The sequence below is a fragment of the Streptomyces sp. NPDC053367 genome, from assembly GCF_044545925.1.
GTDB lineage: Bacteria > Actinomycetota > Actinomycetes > Streptomycetales > Streptomycetaceae > Streptomyces.
In genome coordinates, this window is record NZ_JBITYN010000015.1 from 120049 (window position 1) to 145765 (window position 25717).

The following is a 25717-nucleotide window of genomic DNA, read 5'->3' on the forward strand; positions in this document are numbered from 1 at the left end:
CGCGGCATCACGTCCGCTCCAGGTTGAGGGTGTGGACGAGCGTGTCGGGTCTCTGTGTGGCGCGGACCCGGTAGGTGATGTCGATGCGCAGGGTCGCCCGCACGCTGTCGTTCGTCACGGTGACCCGGACGAGTTCGATGCGTGGCTCCCAGCGGGTCAGGCCCTCCTCGACGTAGTAACGGGCAAGGCTGGCCGTGGAGGCGTTGTTGGGCTCGAACATCAGTCGTGCCAGGTTGCAGCCGAAGTCAGGGCGCATCACGCGTTCGCCGTGCTGGGTTCCCAGGATGATCCTGATCGACTCCCGGATCTTGCGCAGCCCGGCGGACTCCTCCAGGCCGGCCGGGCCCAACCGTATCGGGAAGGCCAGCCCTCGACCGTGGATGTCCGCTTCCCTGGGGTTCTCCGTTTCCATGGCGGTCTCCGTTCAGGCGGAACGCAGCGTGGTCTGGCCGCCCGTGGCGCCCAGCCCGTTCGGAGCCGGGGACAGGGTGCCATCGGTGGTGCCTACGAGGCTGTCGAGCATCACGGCGAGCCCGCCGGTCCTCAGCTTCGTCGACTCGCCGGCGGTGACGGTCATGACCCGGGTGCACTTCTTGGCGGGTGAGGGGGCAAGGCAGTTGATGGCCGTGGCGCTCGTGATGTCCGCCCTTCGCAGCACGGGATGTCCGTCGACCTTGAGCACCGCGGTACTGGTGATCGTCACCAGCCCGGGGGTGACGGGAGGCGGGAGCGCGCCCTCCGGGAGCCCGTTCCCGCACGTGATGGTGCTCGCCGTGGTGAGGACCAGGTGTGTGGTGGCCATCAGGGATTCCTCCGTTCCTCCTCAGGTGACGTCGACGTGCTGGTCACTCATGGTGATCTTGGTGCCGCCGGGCGTCTCCGTCGCTGCGGACAGGGTGATCTCGCCGCCGGCGGTGATGGTGAGATCGCCTGCGGCGCTGATGGTGAGTGAACCGTCGGCGCTCAGCGTGATGGAGCTGCCCCGCCCGCCGTCTTCGATGACTACTTCTCCCCCCTTCTCGGAGTCGTCGAAGACGATGCGGTGCCCGGCGCGGCTCTTGATGACGCGCTTGCTGTTCGCTCCGTCGGCGTTCGTCGTCGGCGGCGGCTGGTCGGCGTTCCACAGGCTGCCGATGACGTACGGCTTGCTCAGATCCCCGTGCTCGAAGGCAACCAGGACCTGTTCGCCGCGCTCGGGCAAGGCGTAGAACCCCATGTCATTTCCGGCCATCGGGCGGACGCACGGCGCCCAACCACTGGTGAACCGATCGGACAGGCCGGGGAAGGACACCTTCACCCGGCCCAGCGGGGCCTTCGGAGGTGTGGCCGTCACCTCTTGGTTGTCCTGCACGACACCGAGCACCACGCCGTAGAAGCGCTCGGGAAGGTTCGGTGCCGGCTCTTCCACGATCTGTTTGCGCAGCATGCCGAGCAGATGGGACTGTCCGCGCTGGCTGATCGCGAACTCGGTGGTGAAACCTCCGTCGTCGATGCGATGCGTCACCCTGCGCAGGCGATAGGTTCCGCTGAAACGTTTCCCCACACCGCGTATCTCCAGATACCTGCCGGCCGCGAGGACGGGCGCCCCGACGCAGGATCCGGTCCCCTCGTACGTCCCCGTGAGCAGCTCTGCCAGCAGGGACTCCGCCAGGACCTTCGCGTCCAACGGATTCTCCACCGCCTGCTTGCGGATGCCTTTGCGCATCATCCGGGTCAGCAGCTCCGCCGCCGAGCTGCCGACCCGCTCGAGCAGATCACCCGGGTCCAGATCCGCGGCCAGCGCCATGGCGTGGACGGTCTGGGCGAGCTCCTGGTTGTACCCGCGGACGGCCTGGACTCCGGTCACTCCCGCTGTGGAGATGCGCGGTGCGAAGGCGGACAGGTTCCGGCCCCACTCCAGGACGTGGACGGCCGTCTGCGGGCGCGGGAACTGGAAGTGCAGCCGGTCCCACTCGACGTACACATCGAAGAAGTAGCGCTGGGCGAGCGACTTGAGGAATGCCATGTCGCCTTCGACCTGGACGACCTTCTCCCGCATACCGGGCGTGGGGTCCACCACCGGGATCAGTCCGTTCTCCACTGCGATGCGGGCGGCGATCACGCTGTCGTTGAGGAACGCGTACTCGGTCGGTTCCACCTGGGATCGGCGCATGCGATGCGACTTGTCGTAGCCGGAGACCTGGACTGTCGGCGCACCACTCTGCGGGAAGGACGGCTCAACGGCGGCGATCTCCCCGAGGAACGCGGGTTCCAGTTCGTTGCCGTACCCGAGGTGGATCTCGACCGTCTTGCCGAGATCCAACAGCGGGGAGTCCAGCAGCCGGTTGTCGGGATTACGCAGCACGAAGCTGAAGGAACCCGCCAGATCCAGGCTGGTCTCCACGGTCAGGCTCAGAATCCGGTCGGCCACGTCGGAGGCCATGGTCAGTCCGGCGATGCGCACTTCGAAACGGGGGGCGTATGAGAATGCGGTCATGGTGCCGCCCTTGACCGCGGCCGCAAGGGCCCACCCGGTCGACGTGCCGGGACCATCAGCCGAGTGCCCGGTTCCAGCGCGAAGGGATCCGAGATGCCGTTGGCCAGGGCGATGTCCCGCCAGAGAGCCGGATCGCCGAGGTAGGACCCCGCCAGGCCGCTGAGCGTGTCGCCCCGCACGACCAGGTGCACCGAGGGCTGCCCGGCCCCCGCCCCCACTGCCTCCCCTGCCGCACCCGCGGCCCGGTTGACGAGGCCCGAGGCGGTCGGCGAGCCGAAGAAGACGCCTTGCTCCACCTCGACTCCCACCCGTACGAATTCCTGCAGGCGCACCGCCAGACTGGACCGCACCGGGGTACCGTCCCGCAGGAACATGGTGAACCGCTGTCCGGCATCCACCAGGACGCAGCGGAACTGGAATGTGCCCAGGGAGAACACCAGGACCGGCGGAGCCTGCGTCTGCGGCTGTTTGTCGAGCAGCCGGACGATCGGGCCGGTGTACCCGCGTACGTCCTCGCCGCGCTCATATGTGTCGAAGAAGAGCTCCATGCTGAGCGTGCGGGCCCGGCCACGCACGTACTGCACGGGCGGGTTGTCCAGGCCGGGTATGCCGACCTCGGCGAAATTGTTGCCCTGTTCCAGCTTGAGTTCCTCCGGGTTGTACATCACGGAGAAACTCTCACCCGAGGACGTGTTGATGATCTCCGCCTTGGCCAGGGCCGCGCTGACCGAAGCCCCGGCGGGCACCGGTGCGAACGGGGACGGGGTGGACGGCACATCAGCCTCCGCGCTCGAATTCGGTGCGCAGTCGGCGCATCACATCACTGACCAGGTCACGGCGCAGCGCCTGTACGTCCAGCTCCGCCGGAGCGGGGCGTGACCCCGCGGTCGTGCCCCGGCCGGTCGGGGCCGCCAGTGGCCGGGCGGCGGCCGTGTCCGGCACAGGCCGCTCGCGGCCGGTCGGGTGCGTCGCTCTCTCCCCTTCCGGCACCGCGCTCGCGCCCCGGACCGGCGTGGCGGGGACCGGATCGGCGCCAGCGACCGGAGCGAACCGTTCACCCGAAGCGGGCGGGAACTCGGCCGAAAGCACCGACCGTTCCACCGCACGGGCCGCAGACTCCTCGTCCCGCACCGCCGCACCGGTCGCCCGGCGCCATGCGGCACCCGGCTGCAGGAGTGCCCTGACATGGACGGCCTCGTGGGCCAGCAACGCGAGACCGCTCTCCTCCCCTGGCCGGTAGCTTCCGTGCCGGAAGTACACGTCCCGGCCGACCGTCACGGCGTCGGCCCGATGGGCACGTGCGAACCCGTCGGCGGGACCGTCGTCGTGGATCCGCATCGCGTCCGCCCCGTCTCCGGCGACCTCCCGCAGCCGGGACCGGGCGGCGGCGGGCAGCGGCACGGACGGGGAGTCCACCGGTGCAGCCACGTCGTCGATGCCGTCCGCGGGATGCGGTCGGCGCCCCTCGCCCGCCCCCGCCTGCCCGGGCGGCGGTACGCCACCGGCCCAGGAGGGCCAGCGCGGTCCCGAGGGGAGCCGGGGCCCCGGTCCGGGCAGGGCGGCCCAGCCGCGGGCGGGCACGGGCTGCGCGTGCCGGGGCGTTGCGTCGATCCGGTCGAACCGGCCGACGTAACCTCCCAGGCGCGTCACCCTGTCGAGCAGGAACCGCAGTGAACCGGCCCATGGCAGGGGCATGAGCAGCCGCGTGTGGAGACGGCGCCCCCGGAGGTCCAGCCGCTCACCCAGGCTCGGCGGGCTCAGGGGGACCATGCCGTTGTCCTGCGTCATGATCGGCCCTCTCCTTCCAGTACGCGGGCGACCTCACGCACCCAGCGCAGCCGCTCTTGGTGGTCGAGGTCCAGCAACTCGGTCAGGGTCCAGTGGACCTGGCGTCCCAGAAAGGCCACCTCCTGGCGGACCCGAGCCAGGGGGTAGCCCCTCACCCCCCCGGCTGTGGCGCCTCCGTGACGTGGTCGCGGCCGCAGTGCGGGCAGCGGACGGTCACCATGGCCGGGGCCAGGCCGTTGATGCGGTTGTACAGGTCCTGAAGATGTGCCAGGTCCTCGGAGAACAACCCTTCGATCACTCCAGGAGTGACGTCCGGCACTCCCCCCAGCCTTGTCACCACCCGGGACAGGAGCAGGACGATCAGGTAGGCGGGCCAGTCCTGTACGCGTGGGTCCTTCAGGGGGTAGATCTCGTCAGCGGCCGTCGCCAGGCGCATCACACCGTCGCGGTGCAGGTTCCCGGCGTCGTCGACGTACCCCTTCGGCAGCTGGAACTCGACCTCCGTGACCAGCATCGGCGTCACACCCGGGTGAGGCCCTCGTGCGCCAGCACGAGAGTGTCGATGGCGACGTCGTTGCCCTTGGCGCTGAGCGACGCCCCCTCCCACTTGGACGGCCAGGCGCTGACGAAGTTCCAGCGGGCGACCTCGGTGTGATTGCTCAGGTCGAACACGACGATGGATCCGTTCTTGCGGACCACATCCCCTTCGACCACCCTCTGGCGCCAGGCCCACAGCTCCTTCGACGGGGTGATGCCGTACTTGAGCGTGATGTCGGAGTAGCTGGTCTTGCCGGGCAGTTTGCGCACGGTGGTGTTGTCGCCGCCCTCCCGGGTCTCGACCACGTCGGTGGTCGAGCCCAGCCCGCTGCACTCGGTGAAACTGGCCTGGGCGATGCCGTCCAGCTCCACGAGGAAGTTGAAGTTGCGGAAGGGGTCGACCCGCTGGCCTGTCTGAGGCATTTCTCGGTCCTTCCTGCTAACCCTCGTTGACGCGAACGCCGCCGGACCACAGGCCCAGTTGGATGACGACGTGCTCGGCGGGCCTGGTGGGTGCCACACCGATCTCGATGAACACCTGGCCCAGATCCCGGACCGGGGCGGGGTTCAGCTCCTCGTCGATCTTGACATAGAAGGCTTCGGCAGCGGTCTCGCCGAACAGCGCGCCGGACTGCCACACACGGGTCAGGAACTCCGTGACCGTACGTTCCAGCTTCTTCCACAGTGTTGTGTTGTTCGGCTCGAACGTCGCCCAGCGCAGGCCCTGCAGCAATGAGTCGGAGATGTACGCCATGAGTCGGCGTACGTTGACGAACCGCCATGCTGTGTTGTTCGACAGCGCGCGTGCACCCCACACCATCGGCGGGCTGCCCGGAAAGACCCGCAGGGCGTTGATGCCGAGGTTGTTCAGCTGGGCCTGCTCTCCGTCATTGAGAGGGACCTCCAGATCGACGGCTCCGCGGACGGGCTCGTTGGCGGGCGCTTTGTGCACCCCGCGTTCGTTGTCGCTGCGCGCCATGACACCGGCGATGTGTCCCGAAGGGGGCACGCTCATCAGTGCGGGCTCGTCCGCCGGCGCGCCTGGGTCGCTGATGCGGATCCACGGCCAGTACAGGGCGCCGAACCCGCGGTCTGTCACCAGTCCTTCGCGCTGTGTCCTGACCGGCTCCATGTTCTGGGGCGCCGCCTCATCGCGCGCCCCGTCCAGGACCGCGATCCGGTCGCCCATCTCCTGGCAGTGGTCGATCACCGTCTTCTGCAGCACGGCGTCGGTGATGCCGGGCAGGCACACCATGCTGACGTCCAGGGTGCGGGTGAGCGCGGTCAGGGCGTCACCGAGGCCGGTCATGTCCTGCACGGGCACGATGTAGGCCGTGGTGCCTCCGTTCTGGAAGAACCCCCGCACGGCGTGCGGCAGGGTCGGGGTGGGCGGCTCGGTCCCGAATTCGCCGAACCGGCTCACGTACGCAGTCCAATTGGTGACCGCCACCGGCTTGCCCAGGTCCGCCTCCGCGATCTCTCTGGTCGTGCCGATCAGGGCCGCCGTACTGGTTCCCGCCCCCGCGATCGGCCCTACGGCCTTGATCTCCTCCAGGTGGACACCTGGTGCTTTGGTCTGGAAGTCGGTCATCGAAGCCTCCTGGCCTCGTGCGATGCGTCAAGGTTGGGGAAGGAGCACGTTGTGCACCTGGCGGTCCGTCCGGTACACCACCTCCGTGCGGATGTCGGGACTGCCGATCAGCTGGACCAGGAGGGTGTGCGGCCCGAAGTCCAGCCCGACGAAGGAGAATTCGCCCGAGTGGCCTGTCGTGACGACCTGGTCGGTCCCCACCGCGGTCACGTGAGCGCCCTCGACCGGCAGGGCGATGCCATCCTGCGCCCGCAACACCCGGCCTTGGAGCGCGGGTTGGTCGAGCGATGCCTGTTCCACGCGGAGGTCCGTGGTCCGGGGCAGCAGTTCAGGCTCCTCGAAGGGCCCGAGGGCAATCGTCACGGTGAACGACAGCGAGGGCCGCGGAGGCACCCCCAGCGCGGTCCAGAACTGTCCCGTGCCCGCGCCGTCCTTCGACTGACCCACTGAGGAAGGAAGTGCGAAGAGCCGAGGCGGCTGCGACAGAGCGCCTTGCAGGAACCGCTCGTCGATCACAGGGAACCTGCTGAACCAGAAGAGCAGTTGGCCCAGAAGCCGGTGTTCGTCCTCCGCCTTGACCGCGCCGGCCTTGTGCGACCAGGCGGTCGCCAGGTAGGTGCAGTCCACGCGCATGGGCGGACGCCGGCTACGGATTCCGTCGCCCTCCACCTCCTCCAGGAAGGGTGCCTGCTCCCGCAGCACCCGGTTCTCCTGTAGGTCGTGCAGGAAGAGGTTTACGGTGTCCTGTGCCGGCTTGAAGTCTCTGTCGGGCGTGACGAAGCTGACGTCCGCCTCCCGCAGGCGATCGGGTGCCTGCCCGTCGGCGAGCAGAGTCCTGAGCGTCGCATCGAGATCATGGAACACGGCTCAGCTCCGATCCAAGACGTCGTGCTGTTCCGTTTCTCTCCCGGGCATGACCCTGTCCGTCTTCTGGAACTCACGCTGTACGGCCCGCACCAGGTGCGGCGTTCCGATCAGCGAGCCCTCGGCGGCCGCCAGGAAGGCGGCGTGCAGGACCACGTTCCGGATGCTGCCGCCCGGCAGCGGATAGTCACGCGCCAGTCGGCCGAAGTCCACATCGGCTGCGCGCGGTGCAGTGTCGGAGAAGCAGGCCCGCCAGATCCTCTCGCGGTCCGCCGCGCCGGGGAACGGGAACTCGATGACGAAGGCAAGCCGCCGGGTGAACGCCTCGTCCAGGTTGCGGCGCAGATTGGTCGTCAGGATCGCCAGGCCCTCGTACCGCTCCATCTGCTGGAGCAGGTAGGAGATCTCGATGTTGGCGTAGCGGTCGTGCGCGTCCCGCACCTCGGAGCGTTTGCCGAACAGCGCGTCCGCCTCGTCGAAGAGCAGGATGGCGTCGCTGTCGGTGGCCGCGGTGAAGATGCGCTCCAGATTCTTCTCGGTCTCACCGACATATTTGCTCACGACGGTGGAGAGGTCGATCCGGAACAGGTCGAGCTCGAGCTCGTGGGCGATCACTTCCGCGGCCATCGTCTTGCCGGTGCCGGGAGGCCCGCTGAACAGGGCGCCGATGCCTCTGCCTCGGGTCAGCCCCGCTGCGAAGCCCCACTCGTCCATGACCCGGTGCCGGCACGCGACCCGGTCCCGCAGCTCGGCGAGTTGGGCGGCCGTGTCCGTGGGCAGCTTGATGTCGCCCCAGCCGTACGCGGGCTGGAGGTGGTGCGCCAGAGTGTCCAGTGCGTGGCTGCTCTGCCCGCGTGCCGAGGCGAACAGTTCGGTCCGGGTCGGCTGGGGCTGACGGCCCGGCAGGCGCTCGGCGGTGGCGCGTCGGCGCGCGGCGCCGACAGCAGTCAGGGCGGCGTCGGCGATCCGGTCCGGGCCGAGCCGGAAGCGGGCGGCGAGATCGTGAAGATCGGCCGGGTCCGCGGTGACGCCCTGGGCGGCGAGCGCCTCCTCCCATACAGCGCGCCGCTCGACGAATCCGAGACGGACGACAGGAATCTGCACGACTCCCAGTGCGTGCCGGCCCTGCGGCACCCAGTCCCGCGTCCCGGTGATCAGGACGTCGCCGTCGTGTCCGGCCAACAGGTCTTCCAGCGTCCGCGTCCGTACGACGTGCTCGCCGAGCGGCCGACCGAGACCTTCGAGGTCGTCGACGCACAGCACCGCTCCCAGCAGTGACGCCTCACGGAAGGCGAGAGCGAGCAGTGTCGCCGCTCGTTCCGCGTCGTCGGGCAGCAGGGCGGTCTCCACGGTCAGCAGAGGGACGCCGTGTCCGGCAGCGAGGTCGCGGGCGGGCCGCCTCCGTTCGGCACCGGCCGGGCCCCGCACGTACAGCCTCATCGGGCCGTGACCTGCGTCGCCGGGCCCGACCACCTGTGCTGGTGCGGTCAGCGGTGCCGGCACCTCCAGCCGGCAGCAGGAGGCAAGTCTCTTGTCCAGTCCGTGCTGGTCCAGCAGGACGTCCACGATCTGTTCGTCGAGCACCATGGCATGGGCGAGGAGCGGTGGCTCGACGGCCCGGGGGTCGGGGACGAGTGTCAGGATGCGGTGCTCGGTCAGCGGCGCGCCGGAGCCGAAAGCACCCCGGCCTGCGAGCCGTTCCTCGGCGGTGCCGGTGAGCAGGTCCATGGCCAGGCCCACCAGCGGTCGCCTGCGGTTCAGGTCGTCCTGGAGGAATCCGTAGACCTGTTCGTAGCGCAGGTCCGCCTCCGGTGCCAACGCCATCAGGACCAGGTCGAGTTCGAGGTCCGACAGGCCGTATCGGCTGCGCAGCCAGGCCCACCCCTCGTGGTGGCGGGTGATGTCGTCCCAGGAGGGTTGCGGCGGGTGCGCCCCGGCCGCGACGGGCCGCGGCCTCCCAGGGGGTGTCCGCAGCAGACGCCGAGCATGAGCGGCGCTCACATGCAGGCCGGGAACGATGTCCGTCGCCTCGTCCTCGGCCTGCTCGGCCGCCATGGTGGCCACGGCCTGTGTCAGCATCCCGTCGAGGCGTGCGAGTGCGACGAGGCGAGGGGAGCCCGTCAGGACATCGGACATATGGGCCTCCAATGGCATCTCGGCGGAACGAGGCGTCATACCGGCCGGGGGCGGTTCATGGTGTGTGCGGCGAGTCGAGGAAGCCGACCCGGAAGACGAGTCCCTTGAGACCGTGAGCAAGCTGGTAGTGCGCCACCTCCGCCTTGATCGCGGGGCGCAGGTGGACCGGCACATGAGCGCCGTCGTATATCAGCCACACCCTGTTGATCTGCACCTTGTCCCCGGTGCGGCGCAGGTACTGGGCTCCGGTGTACCGGTCGTAGGCCTCCTGGAGATCGGCTCGGACCTGAGCCCTGGCCGTCGGCGGCTTCATCCTCGCCATCTCCTGGCGGGACTTGTTCGACACGACGGTCCAGGCCTCGCCGTCGGGGAACAGCACGTCGGGCCGGGTCAGCCGGCCTCCCGTTCGTGCAGGGGAGATGTGATGCTGCGCCTTCACGGACGTGATGCGGCCGGGGTCGACCTCCTCCAGGAAGACATCGGTGACCTTCTCGTCGAACTCGGTTCCTCGGATCGTGTTGCGCAACGGGTGGCCGCGGGGATAGGCCTCCCGGAAATTGGCGAAGGTCCGGGGCGGGGCGGGCAGCCTGTCACCGGCGAGTGCGGCTTTGCCTATGTCGTTGGCGCGTTTGCGGGCGTAGCGGACGTAGTCGTCCCATTCCTGCTGCATGACCTTGGACATGCGTGCAGGCTTCGCCCTGATCAGCTCGTGGTCGATGAAGAACGCGGCGTCGTGGTCGCTTCTGATGGGCGATACGCGCTCGACCCTGTCGATCACCGGCTTCATGATCGCCCCCTCATCGGCGCTGGGCCCGCCCTTCCGCTCGGGGGGTTTCGCGGCGCTACGGGGCTTCTTGGGGGCCCGGGTGGTGCTGGGCACGGCGGACCGCTGCGGTCCGGCAGTGCCGCGGGGGCTGGGTGTCTTGACGCCGCCGCGTGGCGCCCCGCCCGCGCGCGGGGGGCCGGCGACGGGGCCGGTGGTGCCCGTCGCCTTGAGCGGTACATCGATCTCGGCCTGCCGGGCCGCGGGCAGGGTCCCGCTCTGGGGATGCGCTTCGCCGTGGGAGGTGGCCGGCTCGGCTGCGGAACCGGTCTCGCTGTGCGGCCGACGCTCAGCCGGTGCCGTGCCCCGCCGGGTGGGCTTCTTGGCCGGCTGCGTGCCCTTCCCCTTGGCCGCGCGCCTGGCACGAGCCTGGTCCAGGTCCACGACGTTGCCGCCCCGGTCGGCCGCCGGCCCCGGTGGCTTCGGCGCCTTGGGCGCTGCGGCCTCGACCGTTCTCGTGGTGGCTGCGGGTACCGTCTTCTGCACTGCCGTGCCGGCGCCGCCGTGGGCGAGGGCCGTCTCCAGCCGCGCCGTCACCGCCTTGAGGTCCTGCAGGAAGTGCTGCAAGCGCCCCAGCAACTCGACGAAGGGCTTCAGCAGGGTGGTGCCGATCGCCTTGATCTTCTCCAGTGTCTTCGCGATCACGAGGCCGATCGCGCGCTCGACGGCCGAGACGGCTCTGCCGATCTCGGCGAGGGCTTCAGCGGCGCGAGCAAGCATGGGCGCGACGCGACCCAGCCCTTCGGCGATCTCGGTGATGGCGGCTCCGACGCCCTCGGTGAACACCGCCACCAGCACGTTGCTCAGTACGGCACCGACGGCCTCCCCCACGTCGTAGCCGATGCGTGCCGGACGAGTATGGAACGTGGCGCGCTGCAACCGCGACATCTTGCCGGTCACGGCACTGGCGGCGCCCGCCTTCTCGGCCTCGGTATGCGTGGTCACGATGTCTTTGACGGTCTCGGGCGGGACGTCCGACTCCTGCGCCGTGAAGGCCCGGACGACCTTGTGCGCCCCCCGGCGGCCGGCAACCCCGGCTTCCCGGACCGCGGACCTCTCCAGGTGCTCGTAGAGCTTGACGACACCGAAGAGCTGCGCGGGGTCCTTCGTCAGGGTCTGCTTCAGCGTGGCGAAGGCGGAGTCCCGCAGGGCGCACAGGTCGCCGTAGAGAAGTTCCGCGTCCTTCTGTAGCTGTGTCTCGCCCTTGAGCGCCCCGACGGCGAGGTTCTGGAGGAAGCCCCGCAGGTGCTCCGCCAGGACGGCCAGGCCAAGCAGGTCGGTGGCCGGGCTGACGAAGCCGGCGACCGCACCGGCCCAGTACGCGGCGGCCATCTGGTCGCGACCCTCTTGGGTGTTCAGCTCCTTGAGGCCTGCCTTGATCGCCTCCCTGATCTCCCGGTCCGACACCTGCCTCCCCAGCTCCGCGGCGAATCCGATCAGGGCGGCCTTGAGCATCTGCTGCTGGGGGCCCGTTCCCACCATCAATCCGGCAACCGTGTCGACGGCCAGATCCCCGAGGAAACCGAGGGAGTCCTGCGCTTCGGCTCCGCTGTCGCCCGTACCGTCCGGCTCCCGGGCGACACCGACCGCCGAGCCCTCCGTGACCGGTGCGCCGCCACCGCCCGCACTCCAGCGGCGGGCGCTGGCGGCGGCCTCCCGTTCGATGCGTTCGGAACCGGCCGGAGCCGACCCGCCGCGCGACTGCTGCACCGTGTGCGCCAGTTCGTGCACGAGCAACCGCTGCCCCGCCGCATCCGACGGCCGGTACTCGCCCGCCGCGAAGGTGATGTGCTGCCCCACTGTGTACGCCCGTGCGTGGAGGGCGCGCGCCGATTCCGCCGCGCTGCGGGAGGTGTGCACCCGCACCTGCGACAGATCCGCCCCCAGGTGAGCCTCCATGCCGGCTCTGAGCGACGGGGTGAGCGGGCTGCCCGGACCTGGCGGTGGGTGCCGTACGGGCCCAGGAGGATGCCTGGAGCTCGTGCGGCACTCCCGCTCGCGGCGCAGGAACGCACCCACCCCTTGATTGCCGACGCCGGACGGTGACAGCCGCAGGAACTCATGCCCGGTGGCCGGGAGACCCAGTGGGACGGAGTGCGCCTCGTACGGCGCAAGATCGCCGGGTTGCCTCGGGCGCGCCCGCTCCGTCGTCGGTTGCGGGGTGTCGCTTCGTACGGCAAGCGACGGCGACTTGGTCACATGCTCGGTCATGGGGGGTCACCCGTCTGCTTTCGTGACCCTGGGAGGCAATGGACGCTTCCAGCGTAGGTCGCCCGGATAGGGGCCGCAATACGGATCAACGCCGTGATGAGACTGTCGACCAGGCATGCCGGACGCGGCCAGAGCGCGTGACAGAAGCTGCAACTTCCCGTCGTGGCCGACGACTTCCTCGCCGCTGTCCCACGGCCGAGAAGTGAATCGTATCGGGACGGCTGTCGGTGACGCGTGCAGAGCCTGACCCGTCGGCAGATTCGGCGACGGCCTTTGCGCGCATCTCACACATCTGCAAATATTCAGGATTAGGAAGCACCTTGCGAACATGAGCGCTGCGCCTCTCGTCTTGCGCGCGCATCCCCGGCAGAGCCGACGCCTTCAGCAGAACGCCGTCCCGCCTGCCTCAGAAGAAATCGTGTCTCAGACACCACCGCCACAATCACCACAGGCCGGGAGGCGGATCATGGCCACGGCGGAGCTCGCTTCCGAACGAGAGTCGGACTATCTGTCGCAGCTGACGATGGCCGCGGCACGTTATGCGAACCAAACCGAACGGCGGGAACGGAACCAGTCCGTCATCGAGGCGCGCGGCCCGCTGTACGCGGACACTCCCGAGCGCGTCGAGAAACGGCTGGCGCGTCTCGGCGCCGACTGGGCCATGGCCCGGGCGATCGAGCACACGCCGACGGAACCTGCCAGCAGCGTGGGAAGTACCCTGCAGTTGCCTCCGGAGACGTTCACCAGCGAAGTGCTGGGGCTGGAGCGCCTGATCGGGCGCGTTCACCACCGGACTCACCCCGTCTCCCACGGAGAGCGCCATCGCGGTGCCCGCCCACAACGGCGCGTCTCCTCGACCGGTGACCGACGGCTCACCAGTGCAGGCGCAGGAGCAGTCGCACGCGGCCGACGGCACCGCTCAGCTCACCGTCCCACTGCGGATCACCGTCGCCGTCGACACCCGCTTGTTCGCGCAGCCCGCTTTCCCTGCCCAGCTGCCCGTGCCTGCACCGACGCTGAAGGCGGTACCGCAGCCATCCCCGGCCGGACGGGCGGACATCGTGTCAGCGGTCGAGAAGGACGTCGACGCGGCCCTGACCAACAACCGGCTCGCACGGGAGCGTCCCTACTACGACCGGACCGCGGACAGCGCCGCACGCGACGCGTACTACGCGGGCGTCGGTACCGGCGACGGTGACGCGCTGCGCCGTGCGCTGACCACGCTGCTGACGGAGACCCACGAGCCCCAGCCCAGGTACAAGCCGATGAGACTGGTGTACCCGTGGGTCGACCTGCACAAGGACGGCCGACTGCGCAGCATCTACTCCGGCAGGGACTTCTCCCCCGAAGAGCTCATCCGGGCGGACGCGGCCGTGGCGGAGGCCCGGCTGGCCCGAGTGCAGGAACTGCTGTTGCAGGAGAGCACCGCGGGGCCGGCCGAGTTCGAGGCGGAGTTCGACGCGCTGGAGGCGTCCATGCCGTTCAACTGCGAGCACGTGGTGCCGCAGTCGTGGTTCGCTAAGAAGGAGCCGATGCGGGGGGACCTGCATCATCTGTTCGCATGCGAGGTGGGGTGCAATAGTTACCGGGGCAACTTCCCGTACTTCGATTTCCCCGACTTCGACGAAACGGTCCGGGACGCCTGCGGAATGCGCGAGCGCACAGGATTCGAACCACAGGAGGGCAAGGGCGCGGTCGCCCGTGCGACCCTGTACTTCCTCCTCCGCTATCCGGGCCAGGTCGGCGACGCCGAACGCGAGTTCCCCGAGGAACGACTGCCGGTCCTGTTGGAGTGGCACGAGCGTGAGGCGGTCACCGAGTACGAACGGCACCGCAATGCCGCCATCGCGGAGATCCAGGGCAACCGGAATCCACTCATAGACCATCCCGAGTGGGCACGCGAGATCGACTTCGCAGGTGTCTGGCCCTGAGACCGCTCCCAGGGCCCGGTAGACCTTCTGGCATCCGCGGCGACTCGACGGACACGGCCCTGTCGCCGGGGTAGCCGCGGATACTGGGGGACAGCGGCCGCTGGGGTGGGAAACCAGCAGCGGACCCCCAGGTCACGGCGCGAATGGTGTGCGCCGTGACCTGACCGGAGTGGCTGCGGGAGTGGACGACCAAGTACGAGCCGAACGACGTCCGGCACTGGCCGCATGACAGGGTCGGGACTGCCGGCGTCGGAACGTTCTTCGAGGATGGTTCCGGTAAGCGCCGATGTCGTCGGCGGTTGTCTGCACCACTCATACGCATCGGACGCCACCGTCGCTGAGCGGCCCCCCGGGGCTCCGATGACGTCAGGATGACGCGGTGCTGACAGTGATTCCGTAGAGTCGGACACGCGAGACAGCGGGCCCGCCGACCAGCCGAGCAGCTCGGGCGTGAGGTCATGGGAGAGCGCGCGGGCGTCGACGGTGACCTTGAACCCGCGGATGGTGAGAGTCCGGTCAGCGACCTCGGCGTATCCGGCGTGCTCGGGCGGGATGGTCAGCCGTCCATCGAGGGTTACCCCGAACCGTGGATTCGCGACACCCCGGGCCAGGACGAACAAGTAGCCCTGAGCGGGTATCAGGGTCGGTTCATGGACAGCGGAGCGCGTGAGCACCGTGTCGTCGCCGTTGAGGAACGGCCGAAGACCATGGGAAAGGTCCCGCGCATCAATGGTGACCTTGAATCCTTGGATGGTGAGGAGGGGGGTGCCGTCGGATGCGGTGCTGGTGGTGGCGCATTGGGCGGTTGCGGAGGTGGTGATGAAGGTGCCGTCGGGGTCGAGATCGAAGGCGGGGTCGACGACGCGAGGGCCGGGGACGAAGCCGTACCCCTGTGCGGGGATGAGGACCAGTTCGTTGATGTTGGTACGGGAAAGTCGTTGGGAGTTGCCGTTCAGGAAGACTTCGAGGTCGCTGGAGAGGGCTTGGCCGTCGATCGCGACCTTGAACCCACGAATCGTCACGACCGGCGTGCCGTCCGCTGACGTACCCACCGCCTCACCGTTGCACTGTTTCGGTCAGGCGCACAGCCCCGCTCACGTCCACGTCGAACAGCGGCACCACGACCCGTGGCCCGGGCACGAATCCGTAACTCCCGGCTGGTAGCAGTCTCAGCTCGTGGCTCGTGCCCCGCTCCAACCGCGCCGTGTTGCCGTGGAGAAAGGCCTCCAGATCATGGGAGAGTGTGCGTTCGTCGAGCGTGACGGGTAAGCCGCGCATGACGAGTGAGGAAGTTCCGCGCCCCCGAGGAAGGCGTCGTGGGCCGCGTCGAAGTCCACCACCCCCTCCTGTGTGACCCGGAGTTCGGAAACTCGCCGGCCGGGGATCTGCTCGATTCCGTAGATGCCCGGGTCGAGCGACACCGCCGGAGCCGTCGCCCCGTCACGCTGCTCAGGAGTCGCGCTGCGGCCCGCAGGGCGGTGTGCATACCATGGAATGCCCCCATCGGGAAGCGAGCAGGAGCGATGTCATGGACCTGCTGCCGATCGAGATCAAGGTCAATGTCGAGGGTGACGTCGCAGTGGCGCTCTCGGCCCTCCGCGGGACGGGCGGTGCACTGCTGACGCGCCGGGTCTGGTTCGCGGAGGACCGGGCCGGTGTCGCCGAGGGCCGGGTGCCCCTGCTGGACGGGGGTGTGATCATACGGTTCAGGATCGGCAGCGGTCCGGACGACTTGACCGTGAAGTTGCGGCCGTCCACGCGGGAGCAGTTGGTCGGCCGCTTCGAGGGCCCCTTCGACGCCACGCCGTTCACGTACCGGATCGAGGAGGACTGGTCGGCGGACCGCCGGGTGCTGGCCGCCTCGCTGGTCCACGACCATCCCCAGGGCGCGTTGTTGGGCGCCGTCCAGCCCGGAGGCGATCCCGCAGCACGGATCGACGCGGTGCAGGACCAGTTCCTGGATGTCTGCGCACCCGACATCCGGCTCGACGGGCTGGTCGCGCTCGGTCCGGTCCTCTCCACGAAGGCCGACGACGTCGAGCTCGACGACCTGAAGGTCGATCTGGAGGCATGGAGGGTCGCCGGCCTGGAGTTCCTGGAGGTCTCGCTCCGGGTGAAACCCAAGGCGGGAGAGAGCGCCGAGGAGTTGAAGGCGCGGGCCGAGCGCAAGCAGCGGAGGCTGGAGGAGACGGTGAAGGAGCGCGGGGTCGTCATCGCGGACCTCCCGGAGAGCAAGACCCGCAGGGTCCTCACCGTCCTGGCGGAGGCCGGGCGGCCCTGACCCGAGGGCAAGCCACCCCAGCGCCCTCGTATCACCCTTCGGCCTCGTGCACGGTGGGCCGTGGCTCGGTGCACGGGTGTCCGTTCACTTTCTTTTCCGACGGTGATACCCGGACCCGGTACGGGCACCTGGTGCATACGACGGTGCCCCCGTGCAGATCTCGAAGATTCCTGGTGACGGGGGCACCGTATGGCAGGGCGTCGGAGTCGGCGCCGGCAGGGGCGCATTGCCGCCTGGCCACGGTGTCGGGGCTGCCATGGCATGGCTCCTTGCAGCCCGACAGGGCCGATGTGTGTCCTGTTCAGAAGATCAAGTCGCCGGCCGGGAAGCCCCATCCAGCTCGGTCTGCGTCCGAGGCCGGGTTGATGAACGGCTTGGTGGCATCGCCAGTTCCTGCGTAGAGGTAGAGGTCGCCGCTCGGCTTACGGGCCAACAAGTCGGGCTTGCCGTCACCATTGACGTCTCCGGGCGCGAGGACGGTGTTGTAGATGCTCCAGCCCCAGCCGATCTTGACAGGCGCATTGAGCGTGCCGTCCGGCTTGCCGGTGTAGAGGAACAGGTCACCGGCGGAGTTCCGGGCGAGGACGTCAGGGGCACTGTCGCCGCCGACGTTGCCCGAGGCGAGGACCGTGTCGTAGATCTGCCACCCGTTCCCGATCTCGACCTTTGGCTTGTGGAAGCCGTCAGGCTTGGTGGGGACGCGGTAGAGCTTGCCGTCGGTGAACCGGGCGATCAGGTCGGGGTTGCCGTCACCGTCCATGTCAGGGTTTGCGATCAGGGCGTCCACCCCTCCCCAGCCCCAGCCGACCTTGGTAGGCGCCGCGAAGAACAGCTCCGTGGGGTCGCCCGGGTAGAAGTAGAGGTCGCCGGCACCGTCGATGCCGTACAGGTCCTCGTCGCCGTCCTTGTCGACGTCCCCGGCCCTCGCGATGCGCTTCATGATCGACCAGCCGGCGCCGACCTTGCACGGATCAGCGGCGAGGCTTCCGTCCGCTCGGCCGAAGTGCCGCCACAGGTCGCCTGCTGCGTCGCGACGCAGCATGTCGGCCTTGCCATCCGCCCCGTTGTTGCAGTGGCTGAACGTGGCAGCTCCGCGGTAGGGGTAATGGTCCGAGATCCGGCTGTCGCGGGGCTGTGCGTCGGCCGCGACGTTCTTGAACCGAGCGGCGTCCACGAAGATGTAGTCGAGCTTCGCCTCGGTCCCGGCGCTCCATGAGCTGTGGGTGAACTCTCCCGACCGGCAGCTCGCCGGCAGCGGGTCGGTCTTGCAGCCGGCGTCGAAGAAGTCGCTGTCCGTCTCGTCGGCTTCGATGAACCTGCCGGTTCCCCCCAGGGCGGGCCGGTAGAAGGGGTCGAGGTCCGAGGACCGTGGCGATTGGGCCCTGCCCCCGCCGTTGCGGTTCACGGGGTTGAAGTCGCCGCCCAGCACGACAGGCGTGCCGGCGTTCAGCCACGGATCCGCGGCCAGATTCTTCGCCTGACGGGCGTTGATGTCCTGCGGGATGGGGTTGCCCTGTGAGTCCTTCGCGTACTGGGGATAGAGGTGCACGGAGCAGGCCCGGGTCTTGATGGACTGGATACTGGCCTCTACGCAGGCCGCGTACCACTTCTCGGGGCCGGAGTACGTGGAGGTGTAGGCATCGTCCGGGTCAATCGCCACGCCCGTGCCGCCGGTGATGGCGCCCTTGGCGAAGACGGCGATGCCGTAGTCGCCGGTCGCGCCACCCATCTCGCAAAGACCTGAGCGCTTGCCGAGGGTCGAGACGAAGTACCCGGCGTAACCGTCGGCCGCGAGAGCTCCGGCCACGGCGTCGTACTGCTGGCGGCAGACTTCCTGGAGGAAGACCAGGTCCGCCTTCCAAGCACGGGCCTCGCCCACCACCTTCTCGCGCCGCTCTGTCAATTCGCGGGTGAGCGAACAGTCCTTCGTTTCAATGCTGTTTCCACAGATGTTGTAGCTCAGGAACCGCACCACTGGCGCCGTGCTCGGCGATGGTGAGTCCGCCACGGCCGACTGCACGGCCCCGAGTGTGACCAGTAGTGCAAGCAGCATCATGAATGCCCTGCGTCTCAGCATGGCTGCTTCCCTCCCTCTTCGAGTCCGCCTGGGAGCCGGAGCGCCGCTATCTCGCCAGGTTCGGCCGCGAGTTCGAGCGGACAGTCAACAAGATCGGCAAGTCTAGCCGTAGCCCTTTGCGATGCCGGGCCCTTCTGTACGCTGGGTGTATTGGACCCCCGGTTCCACCCGCGCTTCACACCGGCCGGATCGCCCTGAGGGCGTGCAGTCTTATTCGTCACGCAATGATCTTGGACGCCTTGTCCTCGTTCCCGGACACACCGTCAGCATTTGGAATGGCTCGTCCGGCTCACAGCACCTCGATCAGGGGTTCCAGCCCTTCGCTGTCGTGGGTGTTGCCCGCGGAGATTCCGACGAGGAGGGGCAGTCCGTTCGCGTCCGACAGGACGTGTATCTTGGATCCGGCTTACCCCGGTCCCGGACCTCGGACCTGTGTGTCGCCCCCTTCATAGCCCGGACGTGGGCGGTGTCGAGGACGACGCGGGTGACGTCGATGAGGCCGGCGTCTTCCAACCGGTGCAGGACTGCCTCGTGCAGGCGGCCCCAGACGCCGGCTCTGGACCAGATCAGGAACCTGCGGTGGGCGGTCGACTTCGATGTCCCGAAGCACGGCGGCAAGGCGCGCCAGGCGCAGCCGCTGACGAGCACGTAGATGACGGCCGTGTGCACAGAGCCAGCCTGGCTTCCACCAGGGCGCGTAGGGCAGGCTGTTGGCAAGCTTGGCCCGCTTGGGCCGGTGCCCACGCCCGTAGGCGGCCGCATCGGCCGAGACGGCTCGGTAGCGGTCGCGGCCGCCGTTGCGGGCGATCTCTCGGGAGACGGTCGAAGCGGATCGGCCCAGCCGCTCGGCCGACTGCCGGGCCGATTCGCCGGCGGCGATGCCGCGGGATATGTCCTCGCGCTCGCTGCCACTCAGATGCCGCTCTGACCGCGTGCGCGGGATGAGGCGGACCCCGCCGCTCTGGTACAGGGCACGACGGGCGTACTGCATTGGCGCCCCGAGTGCCCGCCCGATCAAGCTGAACGGCTGCCCCTCGCGCCAGCGTCTCCAGATCTCGCCCTGCTGAGCTGGCGAAAACCCGTAGGCACGCACCTACGCCTCCACGATCAAATGATTGTCCGAAGGTGGTGCATTGATCACTTGAGGGCGCCGTGCTTCGATATGGTGGTGTGAGCAAAGGAAGGGCGAAGTGGTGAGAACGCCGCGGAGTATGGCGACCCTGGAGCAGGTCGACACAGGTGATCATGTCTGTCAGGTCATTGATCCCGCCGACGACGTCGTCGACCGGAGCCGGGCTTTCCTCGCGGACGGAGCCCTCTACGGCGACAAAGTGGTGATCGTCAGCCCCGCTGTCCGGGCAGGCAGCGAGTTCGCGCCGTTCGTCCTCGACGAAGCCCGGTGGGAAGGATCCCTCCTCGCCACGGTGCGCCGCGAGGCCGCCGATGCCGAACGGGAGGGTTTCCGGGCGCTTCGCGTCCTGCACCATGTCGGTCCTACCCGGCGCCCGTCTCACACGGAGGACCTGTTGCGCAGCGAACTCGCTCTCGAGGAGTTCGCCGCTGACACCGGGTCCATGGTCCTGTGTGCCTACAGCGCCGCCGACTGGGATCTGCCCTCCCTGCAGCAGATCGGCTGCCTGCACCCCCATCACCTGGGCACGCCCGTGGTGCCGCCCGCGTTCCGGGTCTACCGGACGGGACAGGAGGGCTGGACAGTGAACGGGATCGTCGACAGTGACGGCGCCGCCGTCTTCGGCGACATCCTGTGCACGCTGCTCGCCCAGGCGAGGACGGTACGCCTGCTGTGTCACGCTCTGGACTTCTTCGACGCCGCCGGGATGAGCGCCCTGGCCGATGCCGCCAGGCACCTTCCGGACCGTAAGGTCATCCTGGAAGGCACCAATGAGACCGTACGGCTCGCCTGGGAGCTGTCCGGCTTCGCGGTCCCCGACATCCCGGTGGTGATCGCACCGTGACCTCCTCCATCAACTCCGCAACCGCGGGTGATATGCGGTACCGGCACGAGTTGTACCCGTACTCCGGCAAGGACGAGTTCGTCCACGGCACTGCGAGTTTCATCCAAGACGCTCTGGACAACGGCGAGGCCGTCGTCGTCGCGGTCCCGCACGACAAGACCACCCTGCTGCGCGGCGAGATCGGCGAGGACGACACCGTTCGCTACGTCGACACCAGCGCGGTGGCGCACCACCCTGGCCGTCTCATCGGAGCCTGGCAGGACTGGCTGCGCGAGCACATCTCGGACGGTCGGCCGGTCCGCGGGATCGGGGAGTCGCCCTGGGACAAGGTTCGCAGCCGGGCGGAAGCGCAGGAGCTGCGCTACCACGAGTGGCTGCTGAACAAGGCTTTCGCCCAGGGGCCGGCCTGGTGGCTTCTGTGCCCCTTCGACGTCACCCACGACAGCACAGCATTCACGCAGATGGCCCGCTGCCATCCCGAGATGCGCAAGGACGGCCGTACGACTCAGTGCGAGGAATACGACGCACAAGCGCCGTATGCTTTCACGCCGCTTACCGACCCGTGTGATCCCTACGAGGAATTGCTCTACTCTCGCGGTGATCTGCCTGCCTTGCGAGAGAAGATCGCAGCCTGCGCCGAAAGCCACGGCCTGGGGGGCCGTCGTCTGCGGGAGCTGCATCTGGCTGCCACAGAGGTGGCCACCAACAGCATTCGGCACGGAGGCGGGCAGGGCGTGCTGCGCACCTGGAGCGAAGAGCGCCGGCTCGTGTGCGAGTTCCGGGACACCGGCTACATCGAAGACCCCTTGGCCGGGAGGACGAAGCCCACCGTGAAGCAAATCGGCGGGCGCGGTCTGTGGCTCGCCCACCAGCTCTGCGACCTGGTCGAGATCCGCTCCACGCCGGAGGCGGGAACGACCATCCGGCTCCACACGCAACTGCCCGAGTGATCTTCGTCTGACCCGATGGGGCAAAAAAGCAATGCGCGGGTATGCGCAGTGCGGGACGAACGCTTCGATGGCAGGATCGAGACGGGGAGTGGAAGAGCTATGGTCACGGTGAGCATGCGGCACGGCGGCACGGCGGTCGCACAGTTACCGCAGGACGTCGACTACGACTCGGTCCCCCACATCGTCGACCAGTGCGAGCACCTGATCAGGCAGGGGTGCACCACCCTGGTCCTGGACGCCTCACAGGTGCAGTACCTCGACTCGTCAGGCATCAGCATGATCATCACGCTGGCGAACGCACTCGTCGCACAGACCGGCACTTTGCGTCTTGCCGGCCTCAACGCCCACTACCAGCAAGTCTGGGGTCGTCTCGGCCTCGACACCTTGCTGCCCGTCACCCGCACGGTCAGCGCCGCGCTGAGCCCTCAGTCAGCAGGCCAGCCGTCCTCGAGCGCAGCGCGCACTAACCGGCCCTGACCAAAGCCTCTGGACGTGTCGGTGCCCGGTCCTGCTGCCGCCTGCCGTGGCCGCGCCCCATCGCCGGCGGCATAGCGACGAGGCCGAGCGTGAACAGGGTGTGCCGGCGAACGTGACGGGCAGCGGCTCAGTGCCGGCCGCCGTACAGCAGCACCCCGCAGGGCACGGGCCACAAAAGGACCGGGGCTGCCCGGGCTGCCGTCTCGCGCACTGTGTCCGGGCGCTCCTTCCCTTCGACAGTGTGTTCCGTCCCCGAGGGTGCCGGCCGCGCGCACGCTCTTCCGCCGTGGGGCCGCGGGCGTGGGTGCTACGTCCTCGCCCCGGTGACCGACACGGGCAGGCTGCCGCGTACGACGCTCTTTCCCGAGTGGGCGGGGTCTCCGTTGTCGCGCTGCGCCGACACATCGATCAGCGGGTAGCCCGCGAGGTCGATCCCAGCGGGCAGGGGCAGGGTCGCCGTGCCGTCCGGTCCGAGCACTCCCACCGCGATGAGTCTGGTGTGGCTGCGGTCCATGAGCCAGACCTCGTAGTAGCCGTCCGTCCGGGGCAGTCCCGTGACAGCGAGCGTGACTTCACGCCGGTCCGCCGAGTCGCCGTCCACCACGCGTACGGTGCCGGCGGCGCGGGCGGCGGACAGCGGGGCGAGCGATGCCGAAGGGCCCGCCGCGGCCGCAGCGGCGTGGTCGTCGAGGCCCCACCGGGTGACGGCGCTGCCGAGCGCCGCCCCTGCCGCGAGGCTCGCGGCGGCGAGCAGGACGGCGGGCCGGCGCAGCCGTCTCTGGCCGCCCCGGGAGCGCTCGTCCGCAGGGGGCCGGGGGCCCGGGTCGTGCCGCACCGGGCCGGTGCCCGGGTGCAGCTCGGCGACGATCGCGTCCCACACTCGGTCCGGCGGCGGGGTCGGCAGGTCCGCGGTCGACACCTCCCGCGCGACACGGACCACCTGCCGCAGTGCGTCGAGCTCGGAGCGGCACTGCGCGCAGCGGTCGAGGTGGCGGCTCTGCCGCGCCGTGGGACGAGGGCCTGTTTCGAGCGCGAGGCCCGTCAGCTCGTAGGGGTCGAGGTGCTCGGACACGTGCTGCCTCTCGTCGTGTCGCGGCGTGGGGACCGGCGCCGCGTCCCGTCCGCAGTCCTCATCACCGAGCGCCCCTCGCGACGGCGGTGACCACGAGGTTGCGCTGGTAGCCGCCCTGGTCGCGGTCGAAGGGGGGCGCGCAGGTGATCATGGTCAGGAGGGGGTCTCCCGACCGGGTGAAGACCTGGGCGGGCAGCCGGTCCTTGTCGACCGTGGCACGGGCGACGACCCGGTAGGTCACCGGGGTCCCGGTTGCCCTCCGCACGGTGACTTCATCGCCTGCGCGGACGTCGAAGAGAGCGGCAAAGGCCCCGAGGGCACCCGTCCGGGAGTCCACGTGTCCCATGAGCACGGCGGAGCCGGTGGGATCTCCAGGAGCCGGACCGTAGCGGTACCAGCCGACGCGGTCGGGATCGCGGGGAATCCGGGCGCTGCCGTCCGCGGCGACACCGACCGGTTCGACCGCGGCGCTCAGGCCGACGCGTGGCATGTCGACGCGGCGGGGCACGGCCGAGGCCTGCTCCGGCGTGGTCGCCGTGGCGGGGCCGCCGACGGAAGCTCGATCGCCCGCCGGTGGCACGGCGGACGGCGGGAACGCCGTCGACGGAGAGGCTGCGGGCGGCAGAGCGTGGAGCGGCCGTGGTGGCGCGCCGACGGAAGGCGTGCGGGCGTCGAAGTCGGCGGCCGCGGGAAGGCGTCCGGCCGGCGATGCCAGTGCCAGCACCGCGGCTCCGGAGACGGCCAGCAGCACGGTCGCCGCTGTATGCAGTCGCCGGAACCGCGGAGCCGGCCCGGTCTCAGACACGGCTGCGGGTCACCGCGCGCCGGGCAGCGAGGGCGCCGGCGAGCGCGAGCAGGCCGGCTCCGCCGGCGTAGGCCGTCCAGCCGTCGCCGCCGTCGACACCTGCGGCCGCTCCCGCGTTCACGCCCGAAGGCGCGGAGTGCATGCCGGTCAGGGTCTGCACCTTCAGCGCCAGGTTCTTGTCCTGTGCGCTGCCCCAGGCGTAGACGATGGTGGACGTTCCCTCCTGGAGGTTCAGGTCGGCGGGCCCGATGGCGACGTCGTCGGTGCCGGCCAGGACGACGTCCGCGGAGACCGTCCCGGCGTTCACCTCGGCGGTGTCCTCCTTGGGATTGACCAGGTCCTTGAACACGGGCTGTCCGCCCGCCCTGACGTCCACGGCGGGTGCCGCGGCGACGTGGCGGACCGTCAGGCGTGCCTTGCCCGCCGCCACCTTGGACGTGTCGTTCACGTAGGCGTCCAGCCGGGGATTGCCTTCTGCGTCGAGATGGGCGACGACGGTCGCGTTCGCCCCGGCCGGCACCTCGACCGTCTTCTCGAGGGCGGGGTCGCCCTTGGGGTCGGCCCCGGCCTCGAAGACCTTCAGGTCGTAGGAGCCGGCGGGCAGCGGTTGCGGTTCCGTCAGTGTGCCGGGCTTGAAGTCCGGGATCAGCTCGTCGCCGTTGGCGTACACGTCCACGGTGAGTCCGGGGACGGCGTGCAGGACGGAGACCATGGCCTGGTCGTCGTCCTCGGCGGCGAGGGCGGTACCGGCGCCGCCGAGCGCCAGCGCGCACACGCCGAGAGAGGTAGCTGCAACAACAGGAATCCGGGAGTTCATGGCGAGAGTCCCTTCGGGCCACTCACTCCGGATGAGTGAGTGCGAGGGGTCTTCCCGCCCTGCCCCGGCGGAGGATGCAGCTTTTTTCCCGGCCGTCCCGCCGTATCGGGACCTGCCGAGCATTTCGATGCGAGAACGATGCGAATTGCGGGCGTGCAGCGTTTCGGAGGAGCTTCTCACTGACGGTGAAACTCGACCTGGGAGCTCACAATGGCTGCTCGGCCTGATCTCTGCCCCGGCTCCGGCGCGGACGGCGCCCGCGAGCTTGAAGTGCAGCCGTCCCGGCAGGGACGGCGGTTCCCGCCCGCGGAGGAGACCGGCGACGACGCCGCGCTCGCGCATCGCTTCCGCGCCGGTGACGAGCGAGCGCTGGCCGAGGTGTACCAGCGCTGCGCTCCCCTGGTCCACACCCTCGCCCTGCGTTCCCTGCACGACCTGCAGGACGCCGAGGACGTCACCCAGCAGGTCTTCTTGGCCGCGTGGCGGGGGCGGGCCGGGTACCGGCCGGACCGGGGGGCTCTGGCCGGCTGGCTCGTCGGCATCACCCGGCACGCCATAGCGGACGCCCACGCGGCCCGCGCCCGGCGGGCCGACATCGAGAGCACCTCCGTCGCCCGGCACGAGGAGGCGGTCCGCCGTCACGGTGTGGACGAGAGCGAGGCCGCGATCAACCGCGTCCTGGTCCTGGAGAAGTTCGGACGGCTGACGCCGGTGCAGCGGCGCCTGCTGGGCCTGGCCGTCTACGCCGACCTGACCCAGACGCAGATCGCCGAGCGGACGGGGCTGCCGCTCGGCACGGTCAAGAGCCACATCCGGAGGGGCCTGCACGCACTGCGCCGGGCCATGGAACCCGCCACCTGACGCGCACTCCCCCGCGCGCGGAGAACCGGGGCGGCCCAGGATGA

The 25717-nt window shown here is 69.4% G+C and carries 23 protein-coding genes and 3 pseudogenes; 7 read left to right on the forward strand and 19 right to left on the reverse strand.

The features are described 5' to 3' along the window. Window positions 1–7: 7 nt before the first annotated feature. The 12 genes from ACIGXJ_RS34675 to ACIGXJ_RS34730 are packed head-to-tail and all read right to left on the reverse strand — an operon-like array spanning window position 8 to window position 12426. Window positions 8–412: a GPW/gp25 family protein gene (locus ACIGXJ_RS34675; RefSeq protein ID WP_399654095.1), complete on the reverse strand. Its 405-nt coding sequence runs from the start codon at window positions 410–412 to the stop codon at window positions 8–10. 12 nt (window positions 413–424) lie between these two features. Beyond that, window positions 425–802 (reverse strand): hypothetical protein, encoded by a 378-nt coding sequence (locus ACIGXJ_RS34680; RefSeq protein ID WP_399654097.1) that lies wholly within the window; start codon window positions 800–802, stop codon window positions 425–427. 21 nt (window positions 803–823) lie between these two features. Continuing rightward, complete coding sequence (locus ACIGXJ_RS34685) at window positions 824–2476, reverse strand: phage baseplate assembly protein V (protein ID WP_399654099.1); 1653 nt, start codon at window positions 2474–2476, stop codon at window positions 824–826. Beyond that, window positions 2473–3252, reverse strand: a complete 780-nt coding sequence (locus ACIGXJ_RS34690; protein WP_399654102.1) for a LysM peptidoglycan-binding domain-containing protein — start codon at window positions 3250–3252, stop codon at window positions 2473–2475. The genes ACIGXJ_RS34685 and ACIGXJ_RS34690 overlap by 4 nt, the downstream gene beginning before the upstream one ends. A 1-nt stretch (window position 3253) precedes the next feature. Then, entirely contained in the window at window positions 3254–4264 is a 1011-nt protein-coding gene (locus ACIGXJ_RS34695) for a DUF4157 domain-containing protein (RefSeq protein ID WP_399654104.1), read from the reverse strand. Beyond that, window positions 4261–4383, reverse strand: coding sequence for a hypothetical protein (locus ACIGXJ_RS34700; protein ID WP_399654106.1), 123 nt, complete (start codon window positions 4381–4383; stop codon window positions 4261–4263). The genes ACIGXJ_RS34695 and ACIGXJ_RS34700 overlap by 4 nt, the downstream gene beginning before the upstream one ends. A 32-nt stretch (window positions 4384–4415) precedes the next feature. Further along, on the reverse strand, window positions 4416–4778 hold the full coding sequence (locus tag ACIGXJ_RS34705; RefSeq protein ID WP_399654108.1) for a hypothetical protein: 363 nt from the start codon (window positions 4776–4778) through the stop codon (window positions 4416–4418). 5 nt (window positions 4779–4783) lie between these two features. Next, complete coding sequence (locus ACIGXJ_RS34710) at window positions 4784–5224, reverse strand: phage tail protein (protein ID WP_399654110.1); 441 nt, start codon at window positions 5222–5224, stop codon at window positions 4784–4786. Window positions 5225–5240: 16 nt separating this feature from the next. Beyond that, the gene (locus ACIGXJ_RS34715; protein WP_399654113.1) at window positions 5241–6392 is read right to left on the reverse strand and encodes a phage tail sheath family protein; all 1152 of its coding nucleotides are present in this window, start codon (window positions 6390–6392) and stop codon (window positions 5241–5243) included. Window positions 6393–6419: 27 nt separating this feature from the next. Next, window positions 6420–7256, reverse strand: coding sequence for a Pvc16 family protein (locus ACIGXJ_RS34720; protein ID WP_399654115.1), 837 nt, complete (start codon window positions 7254–7256; stop codon window positions 6420–6422). Window positions 7257–7259: 3 nt separating this feature from the next. Then, window positions 7260–9392: an ATP-binding protein gene (locus ACIGXJ_RS34725; RefSeq protein WP_399654117.1), complete on the reverse strand. Its 2133-nt coding sequence runs from the start codon at window positions 9390–9392 to the stop codon at window positions 7260–7262. 55 nt (window positions 9393–9447) lie between these two features. Further along, window positions 9448–12426: a DUF4157 domain-containing protein gene (locus ACIGXJ_RS34730; RefSeq protein ID WP_399654119.1), complete on the reverse strand. Its 2979-nt coding sequence runs from the start codon at window positions 12424–12426 to the stop codon at window positions 9448–9450. A gap of 860 nt (window positions 12427–13286) precedes the next feature. Here ACIGXJ_RS34730 and ACIGXJ_RS34735 point away from each other — a divergent pair. From ACIGXJ_RS34735 to ACIGXJ_RS34745, 3 genes are all read left to right on the forward strand, one after another. Beyond that, on the forward strand, window positions 13287–14357 hold the full coding sequence (locus ACIGXJ_RS34735) for an endonuclease I family protein (protein ID WP_399654122.1): 1071 nt from the start codon (window positions 13287–13289) through the stop codon (window positions 14355–14357). 458 nt (window positions 14358–14815) lie between these two features. Then, a complete protein-coding gene (locus ACIGXJ_RS34740; protein WP_399654125.1) occupies window positions 14816–15400 on the forward strand; it encodes a hypothetical protein in 585 nt (194 codons plus the stop codon). A gap of 485 nt (window positions 15401–15885) precedes the next feature. Next, window positions 15886–16638, forward strand: coding sequence for a hypothetical protein (locus ACIGXJ_RS34745; RefSeq protein WP_399654128.1), 753 nt, complete (start codon window positions 15886–15888; stop codon window positions 16636–16638). Window positions 16639–16939: 301 nt separating this feature from the next. Here ACIGXJ_RS34745 and ACIGXJ_RS34750 read toward each other — a convergent pair whose 3' ends face one another. The 3 genes and pseudogenes from ACIGXJ_RS34750 to ACIGXJ_RS34760 form a co-directional block, all read right to left on the reverse strand. After that, window positions 16940–18715 carry an FG-GAP-like repeat-containing protein gene (locus ACIGXJ_RS34750; protein ID WP_399654131.1) on the reverse strand — a complete coding sequence of 592 codons (1776 nt, stop codon included), beginning with the start codon at window positions 18713–18715 and terminating at the stop codon, window positions 16940–16942. A 301-nt stretch (window positions 18716–19016) separates the two neighbouring features. Continuing rightward, window positions 19017–19477: pseudogene (locus ACIGXJ_RS34755) on the reverse strand (transposase); the annotation flags it as partial. Window positions 19478–19571: 94 nt separating this feature from the next. Continuing rightward, a pseudogene (locus ACIGXJ_RS34760) lies at window positions 19572–19706 on the reverse strand (IS30 family transposase); the annotation flags it as partial. A gap of 220 nt (window positions 19707–19926) precedes the next feature. Here ACIGXJ_RS34760 and ACIGXJ_RS34765 point away from each other — a divergent pair. The 3 genes from ACIGXJ_RS34765 (at window position 19927) to ACIGXJ_RS34775 (ending at window position 22118) form a co-directional block, all read left to right on the forward strand. Then, window positions 19927–20691, forward strand: a complete 765-nt coding sequence (locus ACIGXJ_RS34765; protein WP_399654133.1) for an MEDS domain-containing protein — start codon at window positions 19927–19929, stop codon at window positions 20689–20691. Window positions 20692–20723: 32 nt separating this feature from the next. Next, window positions 20724–21641 carry an anti-sigma factor RsbA family regulatory protein gene (locus ACIGXJ_RS34770; RefSeq protein ID WP_399654278.1) on the forward strand — a complete coding sequence of 306 codons (918 nt, stop codon included), beginning with the start codon at window positions 20724–20726 and terminating at the stop codon, window positions 21639–21641. Window positions 21642–21740: 99 nt separating this feature from the next. Continuing rightward, on the forward strand, window positions 21741–22118 hold the full coding sequence (locus ACIGXJ_RS34775; protein WP_399654135.1) for an STAS domain-containing protein: 378 nt from the start codon (window positions 21741–21743) through the stop codon (window positions 22116–22118). A 22-nt stretch (window positions 22119–22140) separates the two neighbouring features. Here the strand turns inward: ACIGXJ_RS34775 and ACIGXJ_RS34780 are convergent. The 4 genes and pseudogenes from ACIGXJ_RS34780 to ACIGXJ_RS34795 all read right to left on the reverse strand — a co-directional run. Then, window positions 22141–22329 (reverse strand): annotated as a pseudogene (locus tag ACIGXJ_RS34780) (hypothetical protein); the annotation flags it as partial. Between the two features lie 96 nt (window positions 22330–22425). Beyond that, complete coding sequence (locus tag ACIGXJ_RS34785; RefSeq protein WP_399654136.1) at window positions 22426–23190, reverse strand: anti-sigma factor domain-containing protein; 765 nt, start codon at window positions 23188–23190, stop codon at window positions 22426–22428. Between the two features lie 61 nt (window positions 23191–23251). Continuing rightward, the gene (locus ACIGXJ_RS34790; protein ID WP_399654138.1) at window positions 23252–23941 is read right to left on the reverse strand and encodes a sortase domain-bontaining protein; all 690 of its coding nucleotides are present in this window, start codon (window positions 23939–23941) and stop codon (window positions 23252–23254) included. Between the two features lie 46 nt (window positions 23942–23987). Continuing rightward, window positions 23988–24812: a DUF4397 domain-containing protein gene (locus ACIGXJ_RS34795; RefSeq protein WP_399654140.1), complete on the reverse strand. Its 825-nt coding sequence runs from the start codon at window positions 24810–24812 to the stop codon at window positions 23988–23990. Between the two features lie 210 nt (window positions 24813–25022). On the opposite strand from ACIGXJ_RS34795, the gene ACIGXJ_RS34800 reads away from it, so the two are divergent. Next, entirely contained in the window at window positions 25023–25673 is a 651-nt protein-coding gene (locus ACIGXJ_RS34800) for an RNA polymerase sigma factor (protein WP_399654143.1), read from the forward strand. The last annotated feature ends 44 nt before the right edge of the window (window positions 25674–25717 follow it).